22 protein-coding genes are annotated in these 24,338 nt (G+C 59.6%); 11 read left to right on the plus strand and 11 right to left on the minus strand.

What is annotated here, in order from left to right:
• Positions 1-134 precede the first annotated feature (134 nt).
• Together NOV21_RS02615 and NOV21_RS02620 are read left to right on the plus strand one after the other, a co-directional pair.
• Entirely contained in the window at positions 135-1,901 is a 1,767-nt protein-coding gene (locus NOV21_RS02615) for an ABC transporter ATP-binding protein (RefSeq protein WP_283171755.1), read from the plus strand.
• Positions 1,898-3,631 carry an ABC transporter ATP-binding protein gene (locus NOV21_RS02620; RefSeq protein ID WP_283171246.1) on the plus strand — a complete coding sequence of 578 codons (1,734 nt, stop codon included), beginning with the start codon at positions 1,898-1,900 and terminating at the stop codon, positions 3,629-3,631. The genes NOV21_RS02615 and NOV21_RS02620 overlap by 4 nt, the downstream gene beginning before the upstream one ends.
• Here the strand turns inward: NOV21_RS02620 and NOV21_RS02625 are convergent.
• Together NOV21_RS02625 and NOV21_RS02630 are read right to left on the minus strand one after the other, a co-directional pair.
• A complete protein-coding gene (locus NOV21_RS02625; protein ID WP_283171247.1) occupies positions 3,615-4,589 on the minus strand; it encodes a helix-turn-helix domain-containing protein in 975 nt (324 codons plus the stop codon). The two genes, NOV21_RS02620 and NOV21_RS02625, sit on opposite strands and share 17 nt — an antisense overlap.
• 83 nt (positions 4,590-4,672) lie before the next feature.
• On the minus strand, positions 4,673-4,813 hold the full coding sequence (locus tag NOV21_RS02630; RefSeq protein ID WP_283171248.1) for a hypothetical protein: 141 nt from the start codon (positions 4,811-4,813) through the stop codon (positions 4,673-4,675).
• Between the two features lie 156 nt (positions 4,814-4,969).
• Between NOV21_RS02630 and NOV21_RS02635 the strand changes: the two genes are divergently transcribed.
• From NOV21_RS02635 to NOV21_RS02655, 5 genes are all read left to right on the plus strand, one after another.
• Positions 4,970-5,284 carry an RNA/DNA-binding domain-containing protein gene (locus NOV21_RS02635; RefSeq protein ID WP_283171249.1) on the plus strand — a complete coding sequence of 105 codons (315 nt, stop codon included), beginning with the start codon at positions 4,970-4,972 and terminating at the stop codon, positions 5,282-5,284.
• A gap of 72 nt (positions 5,285-5,356) precedes the next feature.
• Positions 5,357-6,046, plus strand: coding sequence for a hypothetical protein (locus tag NOV21_RS02640; RefSeq protein WP_283171250.1), 690 nt, complete (start codon positions 5,357-5,359; stop codon positions 6,044-6,046).
• Positions 6,047-6,198: 152 nt separating this feature from the next.
• Positions 6,199-6,531 (plus strand): hypothetical protein, encoded by a 333-nt coding sequence (locus NOV21_RS02645; protein WP_283171251.1) that lies wholly within the window; start codon positions 6,199-6,201, stop codon positions 6,529-6,531.
• 170 nt (positions 6,532-6,701) lie between these two features.
• Positions 6,702-8,123, plus strand: coding sequence for an amidophosphoribosyltransferase (locus tag NOV21_RS02650; protein ID WP_283171252.1), 1,422 nt, complete (start codon positions 6,702-6,704; stop codon positions 8,121-8,123).
• 411 nt (positions 8,124-8,534) lie between these two features.
• Positions 8,535-9,107 carry a DNA-3-methyladenine glycosylase I gene (locus NOV21_RS02655; RefSeq protein WP_283171253.1) on the plus strand — a complete coding sequence of 191 codons (573 nt, stop codon included), beginning with the start codon at positions 8,535-8,537 and terminating at the stop codon, positions 9,105-9,107.
• Between the two features lie 214 nt (positions 9,108-9,321).
• Here the strand turns inward: NOV21_RS02655 and NOV21_RS02660 are convergent, their stop codons facing one another.
• The 3 genes from NOV21_RS02660 to NOV21_RS02670 form a co-directional block, all read right to left on the minus strand.
• The gene (locus NOV21_RS02660; RefSeq protein WP_283171254.1) at positions 9,322-9,615 is read right to left on the minus strand and encodes a Txe/YoeB family addiction module toxin; all 294 of its coding nucleotides are present in this window, start codon (positions 9,613-9,615) and stop codon (positions 9,322-9,324) included.
• Positions 9,616-9,618: 3 nt separating this feature from the next.
• The gene (locus NOV21_RS02665; protein WP_283171255.1) at positions 9,619-9,870 is read right to left on the minus strand and encodes a type II toxin-antitoxin system Phd/YefM family antitoxin; all 252 of its coding nucleotides are present in this window, start codon (positions 9,868-9,870) and stop codon (positions 9,619-9,621) included.
• 184 nt (positions 9,871-10,054) lie between these two features.
• The gene (locus NOV21_RS02670) at positions 10,055-10,627 is read right to left on the minus strand and encodes a TetR/AcrR family transcriptional regulator (protein WP_283171256.1); all 573 of its coding nucleotides are present in this window, start codon (positions 10,625-10,627) and stop codon (positions 10,055-10,057) included.
• A gap of 237 nt (positions 10,628-10,864) precedes the next feature.
• On the opposite strand from NOV21_RS02670, the gene NOV21_RS02675 reads away from it, so the two are divergent.
• The 3 genes from NOV21_RS02675 to nrfD (NOV21_RS02685) are packed head-to-tail and all read left to right on the plus strand — an operon-like array spanning position 10,865 to position 15,078.
• On the plus strand, positions 10,865-13,273 hold the full coding sequence (locus tag NOV21_RS02675) for a molybdopterin-dependent oxidoreductase (RefSeq protein WP_283171257.1): 2,409 nt from the start codon (positions 10,865-10,867) through the stop codon (positions 13,271-13,273).
• A 2-nt stretch (positions 13,274-13,275) separates the two neighbouring features.
• Complete coding sequence (locus NOV21_RS02680) at positions 13,276-13,893, plus strand: 4Fe-4S dicluster domain-containing protein (protein ID WP_283171258.1); 618 nt, start codon at positions 13,276-13,278, stop codon at positions 13,891-13,893.
• 12 nt (positions 13,894-13,905) lie between these two features.
• Positions 13,906-15,078 (plus strand): NrfD/PsrC family molybdoenzyme membrane anchor subunit, encoded by a 1,173-nt coding sequence (gene nrfD, locus NOV21_RS02685; RefSeq protein WP_283171259.1) that lies wholly within the window; start codon positions 13,906-13,908, stop codon positions 15,076-15,078.
• A 413-nt stretch (positions 15,079-15,491) separates the two neighbouring features.
• Here the strand turns inward: nrfD (NOV21_RS02685) and NOV21_RS02690 are convergent, their stop codons facing one another.
• The 6 genes from NOV21_RS02690 to nrfD (NOV21_RS02715) form a co-directional block, all read right to left on the minus strand.
• Positions 15,492-16,814, minus strand: a complete 1,323-nt coding sequence (locus tag NOV21_RS02690) for a glycoside hydrolase family 30 protein (protein ID WP_283171260.1) — start codon at positions 16,812-16,814, stop codon at positions 15,492-15,494.
• Positions 16,815-16,933: 119 nt separating this feature from the next.
• Positions 16,934-17,530 (minus strand): TlpA family protein disulfide reductase, encoded by a 597-nt coding sequence (locus tag NOV21_RS02695; protein ID WP_283171261.1) that lies wholly within the window; start codon positions 17,528-17,530, stop codon positions 16,934-16,936.
• Between the two features lie 25 nt (positions 17,531-17,555).
• The gene (locus NOV21_RS02700) at positions 17,556-18,233 is read right to left on the minus strand and encodes a cytochrome c biogenesis CcdA family protein (RefSeq protein WP_283171262.1); all 678 of its coding nucleotides are present in this window, start codon (positions 18,231-18,233) and stop codon (positions 17,556-17,558) included.
• A 1,013-nt stretch (positions 18,234-19,246) separates the two neighbouring features.
• On the minus strand, positions 19,247-20,191 hold the full coding sequence (locus tag NOV21_RS02705; protein WP_283171263.1) for a slipin family protein: 945 nt from the start codon (positions 20,189-20,191) through the stop codon (positions 19,247-19,249).
• Entirely contained in the window at positions 20,175-20,663 is a 489-nt protein-coding gene (locus tag NOV21_RS02710; protein WP_283171264.1) for a GntR family transcriptional regulator, read from the minus strand. Before NOV21_RS02710 ends, NOV21_RS02705 begins: the two co-directional genes overlap by 17 nt.
• Position 20,664: 1 nt before the next feature.
• Positions 20,665-21,540: an NrfD/PsrC family molybdoenzyme membrane anchor subunit gene (nrfD, locus tag NOV21_RS02715; RefSeq protein ID WP_283171265.1), complete on the minus strand. Its 876-nt coding sequence runs from the start codon at positions 21,538-21,540 to the stop codon at positions 20,665-20,667.
• A gap of 139 nt (positions 21,541-21,679) precedes the next feature.
• Here nrfD (NOV21_RS02715) and NOV21_RS02720 point away from each other — a divergent pair, with 139 nt between their 5' ends.
• Positions 21,680-24,337 (plus strand): molybdopterin-dependent oxidoreductase, encoded by a 2,658-nt coding sequence (locus tag NOV21_RS02720; RefSeq protein ID WP_283171266.1) that lies wholly within the window; start codon positions 21,680-21,682, stop codon positions 24,335-24,337.
• Position 24,338: the final 1 nt, after the last annotated feature.

A 24,338-nucleotide genomic window follows, 5' to 3' on the forward strand; every position in this document is an offset into this window, starting at 1 on the left:
TGCCAGACTCCTTTACGAGAAGCGGGGCTCTCACACGAAATGTCGGCAACCCTGCCCGCCAGAATCTGCATTGCATCCACAAGCATTCGATAATCGGCTCGAAAATGCAACGACTAAAAGATAGGAGCTCGGGAATGTTTTCGAAGCTGTTGGAGTATGCGGGTGCGTACAGGAAGTACACCATCGCCGCTGCGGCGGTGCTCGTCGTCGCGACCATCGCCAATATCATCCCATTCTACTTCATCTACGAGCTCGTGTGCGCGGTGATGGCGGGCGGGGCCGGCCAAGCGTTGCTCGTCTCGAGGCTCGCGGGCATGGCGGCGTGCGCCGTGGCCTACGCCGTGCTGTACGCGTGGGGGCTCGACCTGTCCCATAAGAGCGCGTACCACACGCTGGAGAACCTGCGCAGGTCGCTGCAGGGGAAGCTGGAGCAGCAGCCGCTCGGCGCAATCCAGGACAAGGGCACCGGCTCGCTCAAGAAGATGTTCGTCGACGACATCGATTCGCTCGAGACCATGATCGCCCATGCGCTGCCCGAAGGGCTGGCGACGACGCTTGTCCCGGTGATCATCTTTATCGGTCTCTTCTTCGTCGACTGGAAGCTCGCGCTGCTCTCGCTTCTCACATTGCCCATCGGGGCATTCGCCATGAGCAGGATGTACAAGGTGGGCACGGCGCGCATGGGAACGTACTACGCGGCCAGCCAGAAGATGAATGACACCATCATCGAGTACGTCAACGGGATGGAAGTCGTGAAGGTCTTCAACAAAGGTGGTCAGACGTATGAGCGGTACCGCTCGTCGATCGAGGATTACCGCGATTTCACCCTGGCCTGGTACAAGGTGTGCTGGCCGTGGATGGCGGTGTACGGCAGCATCATCCCCTGCGTCTGCCTGTTCACGCTGCCCGTAGGCGCCTGGTTCTGCACGCTTGGGATATCGACTGTGCCCGATCTGGTGCTGTCGCTGTGCATGTGCATCGCCGCGGGCACGCCGCTCATCCGCGCGGTGAACTTCATGGGGAGCATGCCGCAGATCAACTACAAGATCGACGAGCTGGAGAACGCCCTGTCCGCCGAGCCGCTGCAGCAGAGCGATGGTGCGTTCACGGGCGTCGACGACTCCATCTCGCTTACGAACGTCCGCTTCGCATACGGCGATGCCGAGGTGCTGAAAGGCATCGACCTCGACATCGCCGCCGGCAGCACCACGGCGATCGTCGGGGAGTCGGGAAGCGGCAAGTCGACGCTTGCCAAGCTCATCGCCCATTACTACGACGTGACCGGCGGCTCGATCGCGATCGGGGGGCAGGATGTGCGCGACATGAGCCTCGCCGCGCTCAACGAGCGGATTTCCTACGTATCGCAGGAGCTCTTCCTCTTCAACACGAGCATTCTCGAGAACATCCGCATCGGCAGGCCGGGCGCAACCGACGAAGAGGTGCTCTCCGCCGCCGGGAAGGCGCAATGCACGGAGTTCCTCGACCGGCTTGATCAGGGGATCGACTCTGTTGCGGGGGCCGGCGGGGCCAAGCTTTCCGGCGGGGAGCGTCAGCGCGTCGCCTTGGCCCGCGCCATCCTCAAAGACGCGCCCATCGTGGTGCTCGACGAGGCGACTGCCTTCATCGACCCGGAAAACGAGCGGGCGATGGACGAGGCGATCGCGAACATCGTGAAGGGCAAGACTGTCGTGATCATCGCGCACAAGATCCCCTCCATCAAGGAAGCCGACCGCATAGTCGTCATGAGCGACGGGCGCATTGCCGCCCAGGGAACGCATGGTCAGCTGCTTGAGACGAGCGTCGAATACCGCAAGCTCTGGGATGCGTCCGTGAGAAGCGCCAGCTGGAGCGTGAGCACCGCAAGGCGTTCGGAGGCGCTGCAGGAAGGAGGCTCGCGATGATCTCGCTTATCCGCAGGGTCTTGGACCTTTCCGGCTCGAAGCGCGGCTCGATACGCTTGGCATTCGTGCTCGCCTTCGTGAAATCTATCCTTTCCAAGGCGCCCATCATCCTGTCATTCATCATCCTTGCGATCTTCTTCGATGAGGCGATCACGGCGGCGCAGTGCCTGTGGGTCGGCATCGCCTTCCTCGTCTGCCTGGCGTTTCAAATGGTCCTGCAGAACGCGACCGACCGCCTGCAGTCGGGCGCGGGTTACGAGATCTTCGCCCAGAAGCGCCTCGAGCTCGGGCGGCATTTGCTCAAGCTTCCCATGGGGTTCTTCACCGAGGGCAACATCGGCAAGATCAGCTCGGTACTGTCGGTCGATATGGCGTACGTTGAGCAGAACTGCATGAGCGACATCGCGAACATGATGAACTACGTCTTCTCCGAAATCGTCATGATCGTGCTGCTCTGCGCCTTCTCCCCCTACCTCGGGCTTGCAGCCGTCATCGTATCCGCGCTGGTACTCCTTACTGCACGGGGCATGAAAAGGACTGCCATCGACGAGTCCGTGAAGCGCCAGGAGCAAAGCGAGAAGCTGACGAGCGCGGTGCTCGACTTCGCCGAGGGTATTGCGGTCGCCAAGACGTACAACCTGCTCGGGGAGCGTGCTCGGGAGCTTACCAGGAACTTCGCGCGGAGCCGCGAGACGAGCATCGCGTTCGAGAGGCGCTACAACCCCTGGTTCGTATTGCTGAACCTGCTTTACGGTTTGGGGGCGGTCGCGATCGTCGCCCTGTCGTTCTACCTGAACGCGCGCGGCATGCTTCAAGCCACAATGCTCATCGGCATGCTGTTGTTCGTGTATGACCTGTTCGGGCCGTTCCGCGCCCTCTACAATCAAAGCGCCCAGCTCACCATCATGAGTGCATCCCTCGATCGTATGGACGCGCTGTTCGCCGAGGTCGAGCTTAGCGACGGTGGCGCGGTGCACATCCCGGACAAGGCAAATCCCGCCATACCCGAGGTTATCTACGATGGCGTGCGCTTCGCCTACTCGGACAAGGAAGTGCTCCACGGCATCTCGTTCGCGATGCCGGGCAACACGATGACGGCACTCGTTGGACCGTCGGGCTCGGGCAAGTCGACGGCGGCATCGCTGCTCGCTCGGTTCTGGGACGTGACGGATGGGTCGATACGGGTGCGGGGCGCAGACGTGCGGGACGTTCCGCTCGCCGAGTTGATGGACAACCTCAGCATGGTGTTCCAGCGCGTGTACCTTTTCCAGGACACGGTTTTCAACAATATAGCCTTTGGCAAGCCCGGCGCAACGCGCGAGGAAGTGGTGGAGGCGGCGCGCAAGGCCCGCTGCCTCGACTTCATCGAGGCGTTGCCAGATGGGTTCGACACCATGGTGGGAGAAGGCGGGGCGAACCTTTCCGGTGGCGAAAAACAGCGCATCTCCATCGCACGATGCATCCTGAAGGATGCGCCCATCGTCATCCTCGACGAGGCGACGGCCAGCGTCGATCCCGATAACGAAAGCTACATCCAAGAAGCCATCACCGAGCTCGTGCAGGGCAAGACCCTGCTCGTCATCGCGCACCGATTGGGAACCGTCCGGGATGCCGACCAGATTTTGGTGATGAGAGACGGCAAAATTGTAGAGAGCGGAACGGACGGCGAGCTGTTGGAGGCAGGCGGCCTGTACGCGCGCTACGTGGAGCTGCTCACGAGCCGAATGTGAGGTGCTCGTCTGCAGAGGGGTCGAGCATGACGCTCGATCGCATGGAGGTGCGGTATTCCCTGGGCGTCATGCCAGACTGTTTGCGGAACGACGTGGCGAAACCGCTTGCGGTCTGAAAGCCCGCCTCCCGTGCGACCTGATAGATGGGTATGGACGTGTCGGACAGAAGGTGCATCGCCCGGTCCGTCTTACGCTCCAGTACGTACTGCGTAACGGTGAGGCCGGTGAACTGCTTGAACAGGTTCTTGAGCTTGGTGGCGCTCATGCTCGCGACTTGGACCAGCTCGCTCTGCTCGATCTCCTTCGCGAAGTTCTCGTTGATGTAGGCTATGACGGCGCTCACACGCTCGTAATCGGCGCTCTGTTTCGGAAGGCGCTCATTCCCCATCTGCAGGAGGGCCGCCATCAGCTCGTACGCTTTGCCGACGCAGAAGAGCTGTGCTGCGGCGCCGGCGAGCGTACAGTTGCGTACATCGTCGAGCGCTGTCATGACCTGGGTGGACCAGTTGTGCTCGCCGGCGATGCTCCGAAGGACATCCGTCGGGTTGGCAGGGTAACCGCCGAAGCTTTCCCGCAGATGAGATTCGTAGAACGAAGGCAAATACATGACCTCGGTATACGCCACCCGCAGGCCGCGTTTCATGGTGGCGGGCACGTTTCCGCCGGCCTCTTCGAGGAAGGCGACGATCTTGCCGGGGGGAAGGTGCTGCGCGTAGTCGAGTCGAAGCGAAATGTAGCGCGTGTCCGCCGGAAAGGCCGCAGCGACGTCGCTCGTGAACGAGAAGTCGCATTTCGACACGGCGATGTGGCCCGCGTAGGTGATGAACCAGTAATGCCCGCGCGTCTTCCTTCCGTCCCCGGCGAGGTACGTTCCGCAGTCGAAGGGATTGCCACTCGATGGTTCCATACCCAGTTGGGAGCAGACCTTCATCAGCACCCCTTCTATGTCTTCCATCATGCCTCGCTCCGCTTCTCGATTGATGGCTTTCAGCATACCGTAAACGCGTGTTCAATCACGGGTTTTCGGAATACCCGCCTGAGCTATGCGTCGATGAGGGCGGGGTCGGTGAGAAAATCTGTCGACCCGACGATGAGCATTCCCTGTTCGTTGCGCCAGGGCTTTACGCGGTTTCGATGACCGCCCCCATCCGCCTCGATGCGCTCGATCGCTCCGACGTCCATGTTGTAGCCGCGGCAGACGAGCTCGTTATGGAACGCGTTCTATTCTCATTCAATCGCCAATCCGAACGATTAGGTAGGTTGATTTTTTAAACGCACCCCTTTTTTTCGCGTGCAAGGCGGGTGCAAAACAATGAAGAAGGGATTGAGATACGCGAATTGAGGAATCTCGAGTTCAAGGAGATTGTCTCCTCTGGCTCTCTGAAGACCGTCTCCGCATTTGCCAACTACGGTGGTGGTACGATCCTCTTCGGCGTGGATGACGGGGGTTGCAACAAAGCCGCGGAGATGCTTGCCGATGTGAACGCTCTGCCGAACGGCATATCGGAGCAGGAGTACCTGAACAACAGCACATCGGTCCGAAGGAATCCCGTTCTCGCAAACGTATTCTACCGGCTTGGGACATCTTCGGACATTCCCTTGCAAGATGTCCGAAGATGTCCGAAGATGTCCGAAGCCGGTAGGAGACGATGATGACGCCAGAGAAGTTCGCCCTCGGTCTACCGCTTCAAGGGCGTTATCTACGATCGCGTCGCCGATGTCGACGTGAAGACGACCAGTGACGACCGCATCTCGCTGATGTACATACGCAAGAAGGGGTACTACTCCGAGCAAAAGGTATACCCCTTCATGAAGGCGACCGACCTCCGTCCCGATCTCATCGACCGTGCCCGGAAGATGGCCGTCGCCAACAAGCGAGACCATGCATGGGGAAAGATGGACGACGAGGAACTGCTCAGGACGGCGGGGCTCTACGATCGGGACAGGGAGACGGGCGAAACCGGCTACACGCTCGCTGCGGCGCTGCTTCTGGGAACCGACGAGACCATCAGGTCCGTATGCCCGGCGTATATGACCGATGCGGTCGTGCGCCTCGAAAACACCGATCGCTACGACGACCGTCTCATGATCAGGACGAATCTTATCGACTCCTACGAGCAGCTGAGCGCATTCGCACGCAGGCATCTTCCCGACAGGTTCCTGCTCGAGGGCGACATCCGAGTAAGCGCACGCGACGTCATTGTGAGGGAACTCGTGTCGAACCTTCTCATTCACCGCGAGTTCCTGAGTTCGATGCCCGCACAGCTGGTCATCGACGCAGACGGCTTGCATACGAAGAACGCGAGCCGATCCGTGTTCAATGGGCGGATCACGCTCGCCGACTTCTCCCCCCGCCCCAAAAACCCCCTGATAGCGGATTTCTTCACGCAGATAGGCCTAGGGAACCGCCGATGAATTCCGCCAGCCCGAGAACGGCATGCTGGCGCCGGAGCGGCTCAACCCTCGTTCACGCACGTCAGCGCGCTCGCTCGCCTTTCGCCGCCCCGGCACTCAGCCCGCCGTCCCCGGCCAAGGCGGAATTAATCAGTGCTTCCCTAGCGGAAGAGATGGGGAGCGGCACGCGGAACCTGTACAAGTACTCGAATGCGTATACGGGGACGGAGCCAGAGCTTGTTGACGGTGATGTGTTCGAGGCCCATGTAACCGTCGAATCGCCCGGGAGTGTCGAGCGCGACAATCCTGTCTCCGCTCCCATGGCGAATGTGGACCAGGTGATACGAGCGCTTCTCGACTCACGCGGATCTGTTACGGCAAGCAGCGTGGCCGCGGTCGCGAGGGTCAGCGCGAGAACGGCGCTCAGACACCTGTCGAAAGCGGTCGAGGCGGGCGAGCTGGTAGCGATCGGTGCCACATCGTCGCGCGAGTACCGGCGTGCTTGATTGACGAAAAGGAGCGATGGGACCATATCCTGATACCCTGACCACGCGATTATCGCTCCTCCTTCAGCATCAAAATGAAAGCCCAAAGAGCGAAATGTGGATTAACTTCGATGACACATTGCTTCGCTATACTGTCGAAACGGAGTGTAAATGCCGACGAGAGGGCAGCCATGGGTGGATTCTTCGGAGCGACTTCGCACCGAGATGTGACGATCGACGTGTTCTTCGGTGTGGATTACCATTCGCACTTGGGAACGAAGTACGGCGGATTGGTGTACAAGGATCCCGATAGCGGCTTCCAGCGCGAAATCCACTCGATCGAGAACACCCCCTTCCGCACGCGCTTCGAGGACGACCTGGCCACCATGCACGGCTGCTCCGGCATGGGCTGCATCAGCGACTCCGATCCGCAGCCGCTTCTCATGCGCTCCCACCTAGGTGTTTTCGCCGTTGCGACCGTCGGTTTCGTGCGCAACGCCGAAAGGCTGATCGAGGACTTCTCCAAGAAGGGCGTGCAATTCTCCGTGCGCGGCTCGGGCGAGGTCAATACCACGGAGCTGGTCGCCGCGCTCATCAACCAGAAGGCCGACCTGGTCGAAGGCATCCGGTTCGCGCAGGAGGTGACCGACGGATCATTGACCATGCTGTTGATGCTGGAGGACGGCTCGTTCATCGCCGCGCGCGATCGCATGGGGCGCCTGCCCGTGCTCATCGGCAAGGACGACGACGGCTATTCCGTGACATTCGAATCATTCGCCTATGGCAAGCTGGGCTACGTCGACGAATACGAGCTCGGCAGCGGCGAGATCGTGAAAGTCACGGCGGATGGCTACGAGGTGCTCTCTCCCGCTCGCGACGAGATGCGCATCTGCGCGTTTTTATGGGTGTACTACGGCTACCCGAACAGCACATACGAAGGTGTGAACGTGGAGACCATGCGGTACCGCAACGGCGCCCTCATGGCCCGCGACGAGGCAGCCCGCGGCGTCCTCCCCGATGTGGACAGCGTCGGCGGCGTGCCCGATTCCGGCTTGCCGCATGGCATCGGCTTCGCGTACGAGGCGGGCAAGCCGTTCGAGCGCCCGTTCGTGAAATACACTCCCACCTGGCCGAGGTCGTTCATGCCCGCGAACCAGAAGGTCCGCAACCGCGTGGCGAAGATGAAGCAGGTGCCGGTGCCGGAGCTCATAGACGGCAAGAGGCTGCTGCTGGTGGATGACAGCATCGTGCGCGGCACGCAGCTGCGCGAGACGGTTGACTTCCTGTACAACGCAGGCGCCTCCGAAGTGCATATGCGCAGCGCCTGCCCGCCGATCATGTACGGATGCAAATATCTCTCGTTCAGCCGCAGCAACAGCGATTACGAGCTGATCGCGCGGCGCAAGGTGCGCGAGCTCGAAGGCGACGAGGGCGAGCAGCACCTGGACGAGTACGCGGACAACCGCACCGAGCGCGGACAGTGCATGCTCAAGGCGATTTGCGAGGAGATGGGCTTCAGCAGCCTGTCGTACCAGACGCTCGACGGCATGTTGGAGGCCATCGGCATCGATCCCGCGAAGGTGTGCACCTACTGCTGGACGGGCCGGGAGTAGCCGCCACCCGCCTTTTTCGGGGTCAATCTGGCGCAGGCATCCAGGCATTGCAGTGCAGCGGTCCTATAGGAGCGCGAAAATGCTCGGGGTGGGATACGGAGTTGCGTTATCTCCGGTGACGATGCGCGGGCTGGCGCTCGTTTCAGACGGCTCTCCGCGTAGACCATGTCTTTGCCACGACGTTCGTCCGGCTGGATTCATCCCTCCGGATATCCGGCGCACGCGGGAAATGCGGGTGGAATGGTTTTCGAGTGCAGTCGGAGTCGGTCCATATCGGCACCGGGATATAGGCTCACGCGATGGCGGAGGATGCGATCGAGTCCGCAAGCCCGCGGGGAGAAGCGTTCTCGCGGTTCGCGACTGCGGCAAAGGATACAATCGAACCTGCAAGCATGGTGGAAGGAGCGGAGCGTGGGCGAATGCGATGTGGAGCGCTGCTGGGGGAGCGCGACTGTCGAGGAAGCTGCTTATCATGATGCGCGTTGGTGCGTGCCCCAGCACGATGACCGTGAGTTGTTCGCTATGCTCGAGCTGGAGGGCATGCAGGCGGGGCTTTCATGGAAGACGATCCTGCTGAAGGAGCGGGCCATACGCGCTGCGTTCGATGATTTCGATCCGGCGGAGGTGGCCGCCTACGACGATGTGGAGATCGAGCGTGTGCTGGCAGCCCCCGGGGTGATCCGCAACCGCGCCAAGGTTCGATGCGCGGTCTCGAACGCGCAGGCGTTTTTGGAAGTTCAGCGCGAATGGGGAAGTTTCGACGCGTACATCTGGCACTTCACCGACGGCAAGGTGGTGGACCATCGGCTGGGGAGCATGGCGGACATGCCCGCCTGCGACGAGATGTCCGAAATCGTGAGCACAGACCTGAAAAAGCGCGGGTTCAAGTTCGTAGGGCCGGTGATCGTCTACTCCTATTTGCAGGGCATCGGCGTGTATAACGACCACCTGCTGTCCTGCCCCTATCGGAATCACGCGGAATAGTCCCGGTCGGTACTGCACTCATCGTTACGCTTGGCGGTACGTTCATCGGAGAACCGAGTTTGGACATCCCCGGAAGCAGGAAAGGAAGCCTTATTGCGCTTGACCGTGGGTTAATCACAATCATACGGATTTTCACGTTTCGATTCCGCAGCGCAATGCTCCCGTAGTCGGCGGCCGTTGCCTGGAATTCGCCGGACGGCGATGGTGGATCGGGCTACGGGTCCTCGTAATGCGCCCACATGCTCAGCGCCTTGACGGCACCGTCGTACTCGATGCCGTCCTCGGTGAGGGGGTTCGCGATCACTTCGTAGACGAATCGGTGCTGGATGCTGATTCGGCGGGAATACATGCCCGATAGGTTGCCGACAAGCGCCTCGTATCGAGGGGGATTGCGGAACGGATCTGCACGGACGATCGCTACGAGCTCCTTCGCCTTGCCGTCGAGCCCGGCCGATTTCAATTTCTTCGCGTCCTTGACGGCACGTTTGGCAAACTTCACCAAGTACATGGGTTACCAATCCAGCTCGCTCTCGTCGACGCATTCCTCGAGGGATTCCGCGTGGCTTGCCATCAGGGTTTCGACCATGCCGGGAATGGAGGCGAGCGCAAGGGTTTCCTCGATGGCGGCCCAGTCGTCTTCTCCGACGAGTACCGCGCCCTTGCCTTTGGTGCTGGTGATGGATACCGGCGTGCTTTCGGCGTTCACCTGGTCGATGAGCCGATATATGTCCTTGCGAGCCGTCGTAGCGGTAATGGAAGTCATGGCGTCTCCAATCCCAAAAGCGTACGTTCTTGTGTACGCTAAAAGATACCGTACGTTCTTGCGTACGTCAATACTGATAGAGACCGGATCGCGAGAGGGCTGGTTGCGGCGAAATGGCTTAGATACCTGTCAGGGCCCATGCTCGGTTCCATCCATTGAGCTGCAGTTCTTGCTTGTGGCCTTGCTACCGCATGAGTCCTTCCACGCCGTGGCAGGTCACGTTGCCGAGCAGGCGAGCCGCGTCGTCGATCGGGACCTTCTTGCCGTTGCGCACCCATTCGCGGTACCAATCGAACGCCGTCATGCGTATGAAATGCAGCACCAGATCCTGCTGGTCCACGGGCATCCACCCGAACGGATTCCCTGCATCCCGGTATCGAAGCATTTGCGTTTCGTAGAGCTTGCGTCCGAATCCGTAGTAATTGCGCTTGAATATAAGCCTTTCGATGTGGGGCGGCAGCTGCGCAAGATAGCGGAAGAAGCGCTGCGCGTGGCCGTCGATATCCTCGGGTGTTTCGGGAGTTTCCTCATGGTTTTTGAAATATTCATCGAGGACCCCATTCAGCACCTCGTCGAAAAGCGCGTCGAGCGTCTCGTAATGCAGATAGAAGGTTTTGCGGTTTATTTCCGCGCGATCCGAAATCGCTTTCACCGTTATCTTGCTCGCGTCCGTCTCGAGTAGCAGCTCCGTGAATGCCCGCCTGATCGCATGCCGCGTGCGTTGCGCCCGCAGGTCGTTTTTATTCGATTCGCCCATCAGCCTTTCCTCTCCAAAATGCCCACTTCCTCGAAAGCGTGGCGTAAGCCCCTGTCGCAAAAAACTGGGCAGTGAATGCGGATGCGCACGCTTTTACCCTTCAAGCAGGCGCAACGCCGTCGGGGCAATTCCGTGGGAGAACCCGATAAACATCGCGGAGATTTTACCATCGGCGGCAGCGCGCGTGAGTGAAAGGTTGGGGGGGAGCGCCCCAAAGGCGAGAATGGGGGAGAAGCGATGCGAGAGAACGTGCAATCGCCTATGACCAGCCGTCGAGGCTTTGTCAAAGGCATCGCGGCAGGCGCGGCGGGCTTGGCTGCCGCAGGAGCGATGGCCAGTGCATCAGGATGGCTTGCGCCCGCGAAGGCGCATGCCGAGGCGGAGGAGAAGGTTGCGTACACGTACCATAACGAGCACTGCCTCTGCAACTGCATGCTCGAATGCACGGTGCGCGATGGGCGTCTGATTAAGTTGGAGCCTCGGCCCAACGAGGACAAGCGGTTCCACAACATCTGCTTGAAGGGCATTTCCGAAATCCAGCACATCTACGGCGAAGCACGCCTGCAACGGCCCATGAAGCGCGTGGGAGAGCGCGGCAGCGGCGAGTTCGAAGCGATAACCTGGGACGAGGCATTCCAGATGATCGCCGACAACTTCAAGGGCGCCCAGGAGAAGTATGGCCGGGAAAGCCTGTGGATCCAATACTCCACCGAGGCGCAGCAGCGGTTCACCCCGCTGCTTTCGAGCGTCCTCGGCGCGCATGCGGGCGGTTTGAACGGCTACGATATGGGCCAGGGCAACGGCCAGGGCCAGGGCATGGGCTTTTCTGGGATGTTCGCCATGAACACCGTGTGGGAATGGCCGCAGGCGAAGGTCGTGCTGATGGTGAACCACAACATGGTCGAGACGAGCATGATGTGGTCGCGGGCCATGCTGGACGCCAAGGAAGCCGGCACGAAGATCATCTGCATCGACCCCCGCTTCAGCCAGACAGCGGGCAAGGCGAGCCAGTGGGTGAACCTGCGTCCCGGCACCGATCCGGCGTTCTTCCTGGGCATGATCCGCTACATCTTGGACAAGAAGCTCTACTCAGAGGCGCACTTGCTCGCGCACACGAGCTTCCCCTTCTTGGTGGACGCGGAAACGGGGGAGGTCCTGGGCGACGTCGCGCAGGCGGAGAACCCGATCTCGGGCCAGATGATGCCGGTCAAGCCCGCTCCGTATGTGTGGGATACGGCTTCCAACGCCGCCGTCCCGTGCAACACACCGGGCGCTTCGCCTGCATTGCAAGGCACGTTCGCGGTGAACGGCCGCACCTACGTCACCGAATTCACGCGCTTGCTGGAAGAGACGCGGATGTACACGCTCGATTGGGCGGAAAAAACGTGCGGGGTCGGCGCAGATGTCATCGCGCAGGTCGCCACGGAGTATGCGGAAGGCCCCAGCATCATCGACAACGGCGTCGGCGGCATCGACAAGTTCGGCAACAACGACATCGCCGGCCACTGCTACGCGCTCATCGCCTCGCTAACGGACAACTACGGCAAGCGCGGAACGGGCATCGGCATATACGGCTACCATGTGACTCCGTACTCGGTGAACATGGGGCCGTGGCTCCCCACGGCGAATAGGGAGCCCGCCAAGAGCCCGATGGGCTTCTACGATATGGTGCAGAAGGACGACTCCATTCATGCGGCCATGTTCTTCGGCGACATCCCCACGCAGAAGGCGGCGAACTGGAGCAAGACGCTGGAATGGATCGATTCGCTCGATTTCATCTGCCTAGCCGACATCTACCAGAGCAGCGTGACGGATTACGTCGACCTGGTGCTCCCGGTATGCAGCAAGTTCGAATGCGCCGACGAGGTAGGCGGCGTGAAGTGCGCCAACGGGTACATCCTCGAGAACCAGAAGGTGCTCGACCCGCTGTTCGAGGCGAAGAGCGATTTCTATATCGAAAAAGGCATCGCGGAAGCGATGGGGCTCGGCGACCTGTATCCCGCCGATGGCGAAGAGTTCGCGCGGGCGATGCTGCAGAGCGGCGATCCCATGACCGAGGGCTTCACTTTGGAGAAACTCGCCGAAGCGAAGGGCGCCTTGAAGCTGTTGGGCACGGACGATCCGTTAGGTCCCGAGGTGGGGTATACGCTGGGAACGCCGTCCACGCGCCAAGAGCCGTACTACGAAAACCTGCTTTCATGGGGCCAGGCGTTTCCCGCGTGGGAGGCGCCCAACGAGGCGTATCCCGAGAATCCGCTGCGCGAGAAGTATCCTCTTGCGTTCACGCAAAGCCGCACCCGCTTCCGCGTTCACTCCGCGTATTCCGGAGCTAACTGGGTGCAGCAGATATTCGAGCCGCATATCGAGATGAACCCCGCCGACGCAAAGGCGCGCGGTTTGGAATCCGGCGACAAGGTGGAGGTTTTCAACGACCGCGGCAGTTTCAAGACGAAGCTCCTGGTGAACAACGCGGTGCGCCCGGAAACCGCCTTCATGGCGGAAAGCACGTATCGGCAGTACCTCGACGGGACGCTCATGCAGAGCGTGACCAACGACACACTGAACCCGCGCGGCTACGCGTTGAACTTCGGCCCCATGATCCCCTTCAACGATACCCTCATCGATATTAAAAAGGCTGGTGAATAGCAATGACGAAACTAGCCATCGTCATCAAGCAGACGCGCTGCATCGGATGCCATACCTGCTCCCTCGCCTGCAAGATGCAGAATAACGTTCCCGACAACATGCTGTGGAACCGCGTTTTGACCGAGGGTGCCGACGTGCTGGACGGTGCCGTGGGCACGTACCCGAATCTGTCCCGCTCGTACCTGCCGCTGGCGTGCCAGCACTGCGAGAACCCGGCCTGCCAGAAGGTGTGCCCGACCGGTGCCACCTACAAGGATGCCTTGGGCCGCGTGGAGATCGACTACGACAAGTGCATCGGCTGCCGCATGTGCATGGCCGCCTGTCCGTACAACGCCCGCACGTTCAACTGGAACGAGCCGGTGCGCTCGACCGGGTTCAACTACGGTGATGCGGATGTCCCGGTCCGTATCAAGGGCGTGATGGAGAAGTGCACGTTGTGCGCCGAGCGAACCGATAAGGGGCTCCAGCCCATGTGTGTCGAATGTTGCCCGGCGGATGCGCGCATATTCGGCGATTTGGACGATCCGGAGTCCGACGTGTCCCAACTGCTGCGCGAGGACGGCTGTTATCAACTTCTCGCCGAGAAGCAGACGAACCCGCAAGTCCACTACATCCGCTAGGAGGTGCCGAAAATGAATCAAACAAGTTCCAGGGCAGCCAAGCCCGTCATGGTCGTATGTGGGGCGCTTGCCGCCGTCGCTTTCGGATGCTGGGTGTATCAGCAGGTCATGGGCCTTTCGATCACCGGGATGAGCAATCTTGTCTCATGGGGAACGTACATTTGCATGTTCATGTTCTTCGTGGGGCTTTCCGCGGGAGGGCTGATCGTGGCGAGCAGCGCGAGCGTGTTCAACATCAAACCATTCAAGGCGATCGCCAAACCCGCCATCCTGCTTTCCACGGTGTGCATCTGCGCCGCCGGTGCGTTCATCCTGCTCGACCTGGGCGGCATCGTGCGCATCTGGCGCATCCTCACCGGCCCGAACCCCAGCAGCCCGCTGGTGTGGGATATGACGGTCATCACAATCTACCTGGTCATGAATCTGGTGTACATCTATCTGTACACGCGCAAGAACCCCGATCATCGCAAGCAGAAGATCGCCAGCTTCATCGCGCTGCCCGTCGCCATCCTCGTGCACAGCGTGACCGCTTGGATCTTCGGTCTGCAGATCGGCCGCGAATGGTACAGCTCCATCATGGCGCCGCTGTTCGTCGCGAGCGCTTTGGATAGCGGGCTTGCCTTGCTGCTCATCGTGATGGCCTTGCTGGAAAAATTCGATGTGTTCAAGGTGGACGGGGATCTGATCGCTGACCTGGCCGGCCTGCTGTGCGTGTTCATCGCCGTCGACGGGTACATGGTGGGATGCGAGATCCTTACCATGGCGTATCCGGGCGGCAGCTATGGCGACTACCTCGCCATGTTGGCGACCGGTCCCACCGCGCCGTTCTTCTGGTTCGAGATCATCGCCGGCGTCATCATCCCCTTCGTGATGCTCGCGCCGCGCGCGAACCGGCGGAGGACCGGGCTGATGATCGTCGCCTGCGCCCTTAACGTGCTGGGCGTGTTCTGCAAGCGCGTGTGGCTTCTGTTCACCGGTTTCCAGGTGCCCAACGTGCAGGGGGCGGAAGGCGTGACCGTCGGCAACGTTAACTTGGTCGGCGACACCGCTTATGCGCAGTTCGGCAGCTACATGCCGACGCTGCCCGAGATCATGATCGTCGTGGGCGTCATCGCCGCCTGCGTATTGGCATACATGCTGCTCGCCCGCCGCGTGTGCGATGCGGGAGCGCCTGCGGAAGGGTAGGGGCCTACGGGCCGGTCCGGGAGCTCCTGGCGTCCCTTGGGACGCCCCGTTCCGCTTGTTGCCCCTGGAAGATAATCAATCTTCCAGGGGCAACTGCGTTCCACTGCTTCAAAAGCGTTCACTTGATTTTTTCGCATACAGCAAAAAAATGGGCCAGACGGGCTGGCCCATGTACATAAGGTGTTCAGAGGGTCCCAAGGAGCGTCAGCGGCTCCCGGACTCTTCTGCGTTGGTTTGTGCTGCAGCCGGATCGAGTCCGGCGCTCGCGGTGCGCCGCGTGCTTGGATCCTGCTTCCGATCGGATGGCTTCGATTCGAGCCGATCGCAGGCGTTTCGCGTCCTATTCCCACGTGGCGGACAGTATGCTGTGTGCGGGAAGGTTCGGTTCTCTTCCCTCATGCGCCTTTCCATCCCTACTTCCACATGGCGGACAGTATGCTGTGTGCGGGGGATGCGATCTGCCACAGGCGATCTCCGTCGGTGAGGCCGAAATCGATGTCGTCGCCGGTGCGGTTGAGCGCGACGAAACCGCGTGTGTCATCGGGATTGATGACGGCGAGCGTCTCCAAGCGGGATGTGAAGCTGCTGCATGCGCACACGCGGGCGCGCGGCTGGATGAAGCGCGTCAGATGGCGTAGGTACGAGAACGCAAGCGCGTCGCGCAATTCGCCCGATCGGCGATCGAGCATCAACGGCGCATCGCAGAAATTCCCCACGTAGGTGGGCCCGCCCGTCTCGTCGAGGAGGATGTTCCAATCCAGGCAGGCATTGGCACCAGCCCGGATATCCCCCAGCCATTCATGCGCGTACTTTTCCGCATGGACGAGCGCACGCGACTCGTCGAAATCGCTGTACTCCATACACCCTTCGGTGAGGATCAAATCGGCGGCGGGATAGCAGCGTCGCACCTCGCGCACTGCCTCGAAATGGTCGCCCGAATAGATGTGGAACGCCATGCCCGCGAAGGCGTGCGATCCCTTCGGGCTTCCCAGGTAGGCATCCGCCCGGTCAAGCAAGCGCTCTTTGTTATGATCCCAGCCCAGGATGCGCACGTGCTCCAAGCCGGCGGCATCCAATACCGGGCGTAGGAACCGCGCCGCAAAGGCGAGCTCGGATTCGGCGGTGTAGCGGCACGAGTCCCACGGTGCGGAGAAGTGCGGTTCATTTTGCACGGTCACGCGGCCGATGTCGATGCCGTGGTCGCGAAAGCCCAGCAGCGCCAGCGCCACCATCATCGCCCAGTTCTGGTAATGCTTTTTGCGCAGGCTTCCGCCGGCTTGGCGAATGCGGGTGCTTTTCATGAATGCGGGAGGGCTCCAGGGGCTGGCGATGAATTGCACGGCCGGATTGACCTGCTGAATGCGTTTGAGCAGGGGGATCACGTATTCAAGTTCGTGGGCGATGGTGAACTTCGCGAAGCCTGTGTCCGCCGGGTCGCTTTCGTATTCATAGGGTGCCAACGTGAAATCGCAGCTTTGCAACGCGATGCGCACCATGTTGTAGCGGCTGCCTTGTTCGCTGAAGCATTGCTGCAAGAACTCATTTTGCCGCGAAGCGTCCATACGGGCGAACGTGACGGCGGATGCTTCCGTGATCGCCCCGCCGAATCCCCAGACCATGTGCCGCTGGTGGTGCGGGTACACGCGGACAAGTTCGCCCTCGCGCCCGCCCAGCTTGACGAAATGCGCCGTCTTCTCCGCCATTCGCTCGGTTTCGCTGCTCAGGAAATAGAGCATCGGCATCCTCCGCCCCGATCCGTGACCTCGTGTATATATTCGCCGCCCTCTTGCTCGCAGAAAAAGGCACGTGTGCTTTGCAGTTGCTGCAAGATGCGGGAATGCGACATGTACGGGGCTTACAGAGCGTCGAGCGCCGATGCCATTTTAGACATGGTCAGGCGGCCCGGCGTGTAGCTGATCATCGAGCCGTCGGCCCCGATGATGGCGGTGGTGGGAAGACCGCTCACCTGATAGTCGGCCAACCCGTTGTGGTCGGTATCGTAGTAGACGGGGAAGGTGTAGCCGTGCTCGGAGATGTAGGCGGCGCCCGATTCCGCTTCGCCGTTCTTGTCCGCTACGTTGACGATGGCAAATTGGACCTTGCCTCCGTATTCCTCGTAGAGCTTTTGCAGGTCGTCCATTTCGTCCAGGCAGTACGGGCACCATGTTGCCCAGAAATTCACCACCATCGGCTTGCCGTCTGCAATGTTCTTCAGGGTGGTCTGCGTGCCATCTGCTGCGTACACCGTGCTGCTGGGGGCGGTGACGGTTTTCGACGAGCTTGATTTCGCGGCGGTGCCCGATTGGCTGCCCGCGGTCGAGGATGTGCTCGAAGGCGCCATTTGCGGGGAGGCGTTCTGCTGGGAGAGCGCGGAATACGCTGTGGCGGCAAGCGCAATGACGACGACGAATACCGCGATGATTATGAGCGCTTTCTTCTTACTCGTATTCATGGGGAATCTCCTTGACGGGGGGTGGTTACACGGGGATGATCGTTGCCAGCATCGTCATCTGGCCGGTCATCATCATGATACCGACGATGACGAGCAGGCCGCCGCAAATGCGGTTGATGGCGGTGTAATGCCGTTTGATGAAATCGAAGGCGCCGGACAGCGCATCGATTGCCAGCGCGCAGATGACGAAGGGGATTCCCAGACCGGCGGAGTAGGCCAGCAGCAGGGCGGCGCCATGGAGCGCTTCGCCCGACGTGCCGGCCAAAAGCAATGCCGAGCCTAGGTACACGCCCACGCAGGGGGTCCAGCCGATGGCGAAGACGATGCCGAACAGCACGGCGGGGAAGAACCCCGTCGGCGCGATGCGGCTGCGAGGTTTCAGCGTGCGGTTCAGCAGGTCGATCTTCAACACGCCCATGAACGAGAGTCCGAATAGGATGACGATTGCCCCGCAGACGATGTTCACGACAAGGGCGTGGCGTGCCACGAGCCCGCCGAGCAGCCCCGCGGAGATGCCAAGAATTTCAAACACGATGGTGAATCCGAGCACGAAGCCGAGCGCGCAGATGAGGGTTCGCTTGCCGGAGCCGCCGTGCTCTTCGGCCGTCCCGGCGAAGTATGCCAGATAGGCCGGCAGCATGGGCAGCAGGCACGGGCTGATGAAGGTGATGATGCCCTCGAGGAATGTGATCAAGTAATCCATGGCTGGGAGTATAGCGTCCCTGCGCGGGAAGTCCCGAGCGTTTACCGTTTCGTTTCCCTCCGAAGAGCACGCTGGAGCTAGGGGAATCCAGGGGAAGCAAGGGGAGGCCAGGGGAGGCCAGGGGAAGCCAGGGGGAAGCCAGAGGAGATCAGGGGAGGCCAGGGGAGGCCAGGGGGAAGCCCGACAACGAGGGATCCACCCTGCCATTCACGCGTGGCCGACATTACGGACCGTTCACGCTCCGTTTCATCGGAGCTTTCATAGGGCGTGGATAGGTTCGCGCCTCGCCTTGCCGTGCAAAATGTGTCGAGCATTGGCCGCATGCGCTTCGTCACATCGGTATGCTCGCTGAGCGTTGGAGTGAAGCATCCCGACGCGCCAAGCTTACGCTGAACCATGCGCGCCATTCCGACACGCCAAGCCTACATCGAGCCATGCGCGCCATTCCGATGCGCCAAAAATTGCGGGTTCTAGCTTTTCCGGAAGCTGGACGCCCGAATATCGCGGTCGGCGCGCCAACTTAGGGGGTTTCTAATCTTTTTCGCAGCTTGCGCTCTGGTTGTGAAATTCCCCACGCCAATTTGAGCTGGGATTATGTGAATTCAAATGCAAGAGTCAACTCTCAAAAAAGTTGGAAACCCTCAAAGTTGGCCCCGAAAGGCCTGTTTTTCTCCGTTCAGCTTTCCAAAAGGCTAGAAACCCTCAAAGTTGGCGCAACCTCCTTCATTTCGAATGCAGAAGGTTAAGGCTGCTGCATTGGTTCCCGTTTCGCGTCACCCGCGCGACGGATCCCTGTCGGATGCAATGAATTGAGTGCTTCGAAAATAGCTGTGGCAGATCCCCCTCCGATCTCGTCGGCGCTCAATGTGCAGTGCACCGCGAAATGGGAACGCGGTGGTTTTTCGCCTCTTGCATGGCTGGTCCTCATGTTCTTCCAGCCTGCACCACGAGGTCACTCGAAGCGGTTTGCTCACCCGAGTTATAGCGGCACCGTCGAGATACGCTGATGGGATCTAGGATATTTGATCGCTTTTCCCTTGGTTGAAGCCTTCGGCGTAGGGGCTGGGAACGACGATGGTTCCATTCGAGTCTTTTACTCCCTCGTTGAGAAGATGAAGTTTGCGGAGTTCGAATGCCGTTGCATCTTTCGAATAAATGCTGCTTGCTTGATGCAGCATCGACGCGATGTCCCTTTCGACATCTGCGAGCACGATTCGCGCTTCTTTTTCGCGCGCGGCGGTTGCTTCTGCCGCCATAGCGGATTGCAGGTCTTTGGGAATGACCACATCACGGATTTCCACGGAGATGACCGAGATTCCCCAGGCGGCCGCTTTCTCGTCGATTGCATCCTGCAACTCCTCGTCAAGTTGCACACGGCTCGTGGCTACTTCGGAGAGCTCGCGTCGGCCGATCGCGTCGCGAAGCGCGGTCTGGGCCGCTAAAGCTACCGAATCATAATAGTCTTCTACTTCGATGCAGGCCCGTTGCGGGTCGAATACCGTCCAAAAAAGAACCGCGTCGACGTTCACGGGAACGAGGTCGGCGGTGAGCGTTTCCTCCGCGTTGAATCCGGTGAGCATGACTCGTTGATCTGCCCAGAGCGCTACGTGGTCGATGAAGGGAATAGTGAAGAACACCCCCGGACCGGCAGTGCGGGAGTAGCCGCCGAGCCTTAGCACCACAGCTTTCTCCCACTCGGCCGCTATACGGATGGTGGAGGATGCAAGCATGCCAAGCAGCATTCCGGCGGACAATGCAAAAATGTCCACCGTTCCCGTGGACAAATACGCTGCCCCGCAGACCGCAATCAAGACCACCACGAATAGAAACGAAGAGAAGATCGGGCGGGTATTGCGGCTGGCGCGGCGAATATGGGGGGTGTTGTACGCCTCGATCGCCGTGGCTTCTCGCCGTTCGCTTCGGCGCGAACCCGAGGGTTTCCTATCTCGATTCTTCATAGTAGATCACGTTCTCCTGGGCTGGACTTTCGGGTGCGGTATCCATCTTGCCGATAATGCCTTCGATACGATTGCGAATGTCGTTAAAGGACATTCCTTGCGATCGATAGCGTTTGATGCATGTTTCCTGCAATGCATCGATGGACGTTGCAGGATCTTCGCGGTTGATAATGATGTTTTGAACGTACATACCGCGTCCCCGCACTGAGACGATGAGTCCGCTTCTTTCCAGGTCCTTATACGCGCGGGTGACTGTGCTGTAGTTGATGCCGGCGGCGGCAGATAGGCTCCGCACGCTTGGCACCTGCTCCCCCGGCTCGAAATAGCCCGTACGAATCAGATAGGAGATACGGTTGCGCAATTGCACCCAGATGGGAAGGTCCGAGCTCTCGTCGACCGTGAAAATTTCCCGTAAGCCGGCTGCGCTGGCCTTCACCTGGTCGTTGTTTCCTGGACTGTATTTCGTCGGCAATTCAATGCACCCCGCAGACTATGACGCAGTAACGAAGCAGAAATCCTCCTACCAAGCAGGCGAAATCGGAAAAGGGGACTGCCCGCCCCTCTTCTGCGAAAGCAAGCGTCCGAATCTCGCTGCCGAAGGGGATGAGGATTCCCATACCTAGGGCTCCTATGATGCCCGTCTGAAGTATCGATGGGCTGAGGAGAAGGGCAAGAGATTCGCTTGCTGCCGCTGTGGTGAAAGCATGGTTGAGGAATGCTGCGAGAAAGACGGTTTCAAAGGCAAGGCCTGCGCAGTGTATGGCGCTCATGGGCCGGATGACATTGGCATGCCGCGCATCATCTGGGTTGAAATAATCAAGCAACATGACGACAGCGCTTCCCGATGAGAATGATGAGAAGAAGAACAGCGCGACAAGCGTCCATGTTGACCAGAGCGGAACCGATTTGTTTGCAGCAAGGAAGACACCCGTGTAGATGATCACTCCGCAAGAAAAAACTGCGCAGCAATATTCCAGCACGCGGCGCGCATTGCCGCCTATTGCGTGAAAGTCGAAGAAGGTCGCAAGGGCCAGCGCACCAGCAAGGATTGCTTCGAGCGACAAAATGAAGGAGCCGATGGACAAAATCGAGAGATGGGGATGGAGAAATAGATTGAGGGCGCGCTCGGGCGATCCCAAATCCCAGAGCAAGCAGGCGATGGAGAAAATCAAGAGGACGAATGCCGTCGCATAGCAATTGCTGCGCAGGGTGTTGAATCCTGCAATTTCGCGGGAGGGGCGTCGGATGCGATGCGCATGGAACAATATGCTCCAAGTGCACGTAACCAAAAGCGCGCCAGCAGCAGCGCCGCCCAAAAACAGGTATGTGATGATCAGTATTCCGAACAAATCCGCTTGTTCCTCTTCGATTCCGCATGCGATTTTATCCGAGGGGAGGAAATAGTGCAATGGTACTTGCATGAACCGGTGAATCGATTTATCATATCACCATATCGGATTGGTCGTGAAGAGACGAGGAGAGAACGACATGGGGAAGAGAACCGTCAGGTGTGAACCGCACGGCGTTACGCGGCGCAACTTCCTAAAAGCCTCCGCAGTTTTGGCTGCGGCGGGCGTGAGCGGAGGGTCGCTTGTCGGATGCGGCGAAACATCATTGGTGGACACAAACGGCAGGGCAATCGACACCGAAAAAGGGGAGTGGCGCACCGCGGCATGCTGGCATAATTGCGGCGGACGCTGCTTGAACAAGGTGTTCGTGCAAGATGGCGTGGTCATTCGTCAAAAAACCGACGATACGCACGAAGACAGCGCCGATTGCCCCCAGCAGCGCGGCTGCTTGCGTGGGCGAGCGCAACGCAAGCAGGTGTTTTCCGAGGATCGGCTCCGCTATCCGATGAAACGCAAGAACTGGAGCCCTGATGATCCCCATGGGGACCTCCGGGGAATCGATGAATGGGAGCGAATCAGTTGGGATGAGGCGCTCGATTACGTTGCTGCTGGCTTGAAGAGGGCGAAAGAGCAGTATGGAAATCGCTCTATCATGCTTATGGACGGGTGGAGCAGCGAAATCCACGAGATGTCCCGTACATTGGGGTTGTATGGCGGCTATTGCGAATATTGGGACACCAATTCATTCGGCAGCTGGTGCAAGACCCCCTTTGTCGTGGGATTCGACCATGATGGGGTATGGGATCAGACCGTGAACGATCGGTACGATCTTCGCGAATGCGAGACGATCATCATGATGTCGATGAACCCCGCATGGAGCGCGACCGGCAGCCAGATGTGGGGCTATTGGCAGGCGAAACTCGCCGGAGCAGAGTTCATTTGCATCGATCCCGCCTATACGGACACCTGTTCTGCGCTTGGTGCGGAATGGCTGCCCGTGCGCCCGGCGACCGATACCGCCTTGCTGCTGGGCGTTGCGCACGCGATGCTCGAGCTCGATGGAGAATACGATCTCATCGACTGGGATTTTCTCGATCGGTGCACTGTGGGATTCGATGCCGATCATATGCCTGTAGACGCGCGTGAGAACATCAACTTTAAAGATTATGTGCTGGGTGCTTACGACAACGAGCCGAAAACCCCCGAATGGGCGAGTGAGATCTGCGGCGTTGAAGCGACGAGGATACGCCAGCTCGCTTTGAAGATGGGCAAGCACAACAAAGTCGCATTCTTGTGCGGGATGGCGTCTGCTCGCGCGAACAACGTTGACAACCTTCCCCAGCTCGTGATGACGATAGGGGCCATGGGAGGTCATATGGGTAAGTCAGGCCATATGACGGGATCGACCATGCATGCAACTTCGGGGAATGGAGGGCCTGCCCTTATTATGGCCGGCTCGGACGGGCTTCCCGCCATCGCCAATCCGGTGGATGATTCCATCAATGCGAACGAAGCGTGGGATGCCGTACTCGAAGGGTCTTACACATGGACCGGTCCTGGCTCGATGGTGGGGAAGAACCAGTTCGGCCCTGGGGAAAAGCGCGACATCGACATCCATGTCCTCTACCATTGCGGCGGTGCCGGCCTGCAGACCACCAACGGCATGGCGCGCGGTATAGAGGCGCATCGTAAAGTCGATATGGTTGTCACGCATGCCCAGTTCTACACGACGAATGCACGGTATTCCGATATTGTCCTGCCTGTGACCACCGAATGGGAAAAGTTCGGCGGCTTCTCCGGCGGCTCGCTCGTGCATTCCTCTAACCGCGAGATGATGATTGCGTACGAACAGGTGGTCGAGCCTCTTTTCGAATGCAAGTCGGATCAAGAGATCGCAATGCTCATCGGCGAGCGCCTGGGTATCGATGGATCGAAGATCTACCCCTTCGATGCGAAGCAGCAGTACTTCAACGCCCTTTCCTCGATGACGACCATCGATGAAGATGGGAAAACCAAGGTGAATGCCGTCGCCATAACGGCGGACGATATCGAAGAGATGGGCGTGAAGGGGGATCCCCAGGAGGGCAAGCTGGCTTATGAGGAGCTGAAGAAGCGAGGGGTGTACCAGGTGATGCGCCATCAAGGCGATAATTACGGATACATCGCATTCAAGGATTTCCGCGAAAACCCCTTTGGCAACCCCCTGAAGACTCCATCGGGTAAGTTGGAGATCTATAGCCAGACCTTGGCGGACATGATCAATCAAATGGGATACAGCCGCATCAAGCCCATTCCCACGTACATCACCGTGACGAACGGCTATGAAGATACGTTCAGCAATTGGGACTCGCAGGACAAGGGCGAATATCCCCTTCAGCTCATCAACCAGCATTATCTGCGCCGCGCGCACACTGTGTTCGACAACGTAGGCTGGTTGCGCGAGGCTTGGACCAATCCGGTGTTCGTAAGCGCGAAAGACGCTCAGGCCATTAACGTGAAAGACGGAGATACCGTCTTAGTGTCCAGCCCGTATGGGAAAACCATCCGGAATGCCTGCGTAACGCAGCGAATGAGGCCCGGCGTAGTCGGTCTGCCCCATGGGGCATGGGTCGACGTGGATGAAAAATCCGGCATCGACCAGGCAGGAGCCGATAATTTCCTCACCGGCCTCGTGCCGAACGGTCAAGGAGTTTCCGGGTTCAACTCCAATATATGCAAAATCGAGAAATATACGGGAGAGCAGCTTAAGGCCGACGCGGATATGCCGGCCCGCATCCCCCTGAAGGACGGTGAGTAAT

This window comes from Curtanaerobium respiraculi, from assembly GCF_024609215.1.
GTDB classification, from domain to species: domain Bacteria; phylum Actinomycetota; class Coriobacteriia; order Coriobacteriales; family Eggerthellaceae; genus Curtanaerobium; species Curtanaerobium respiraculi.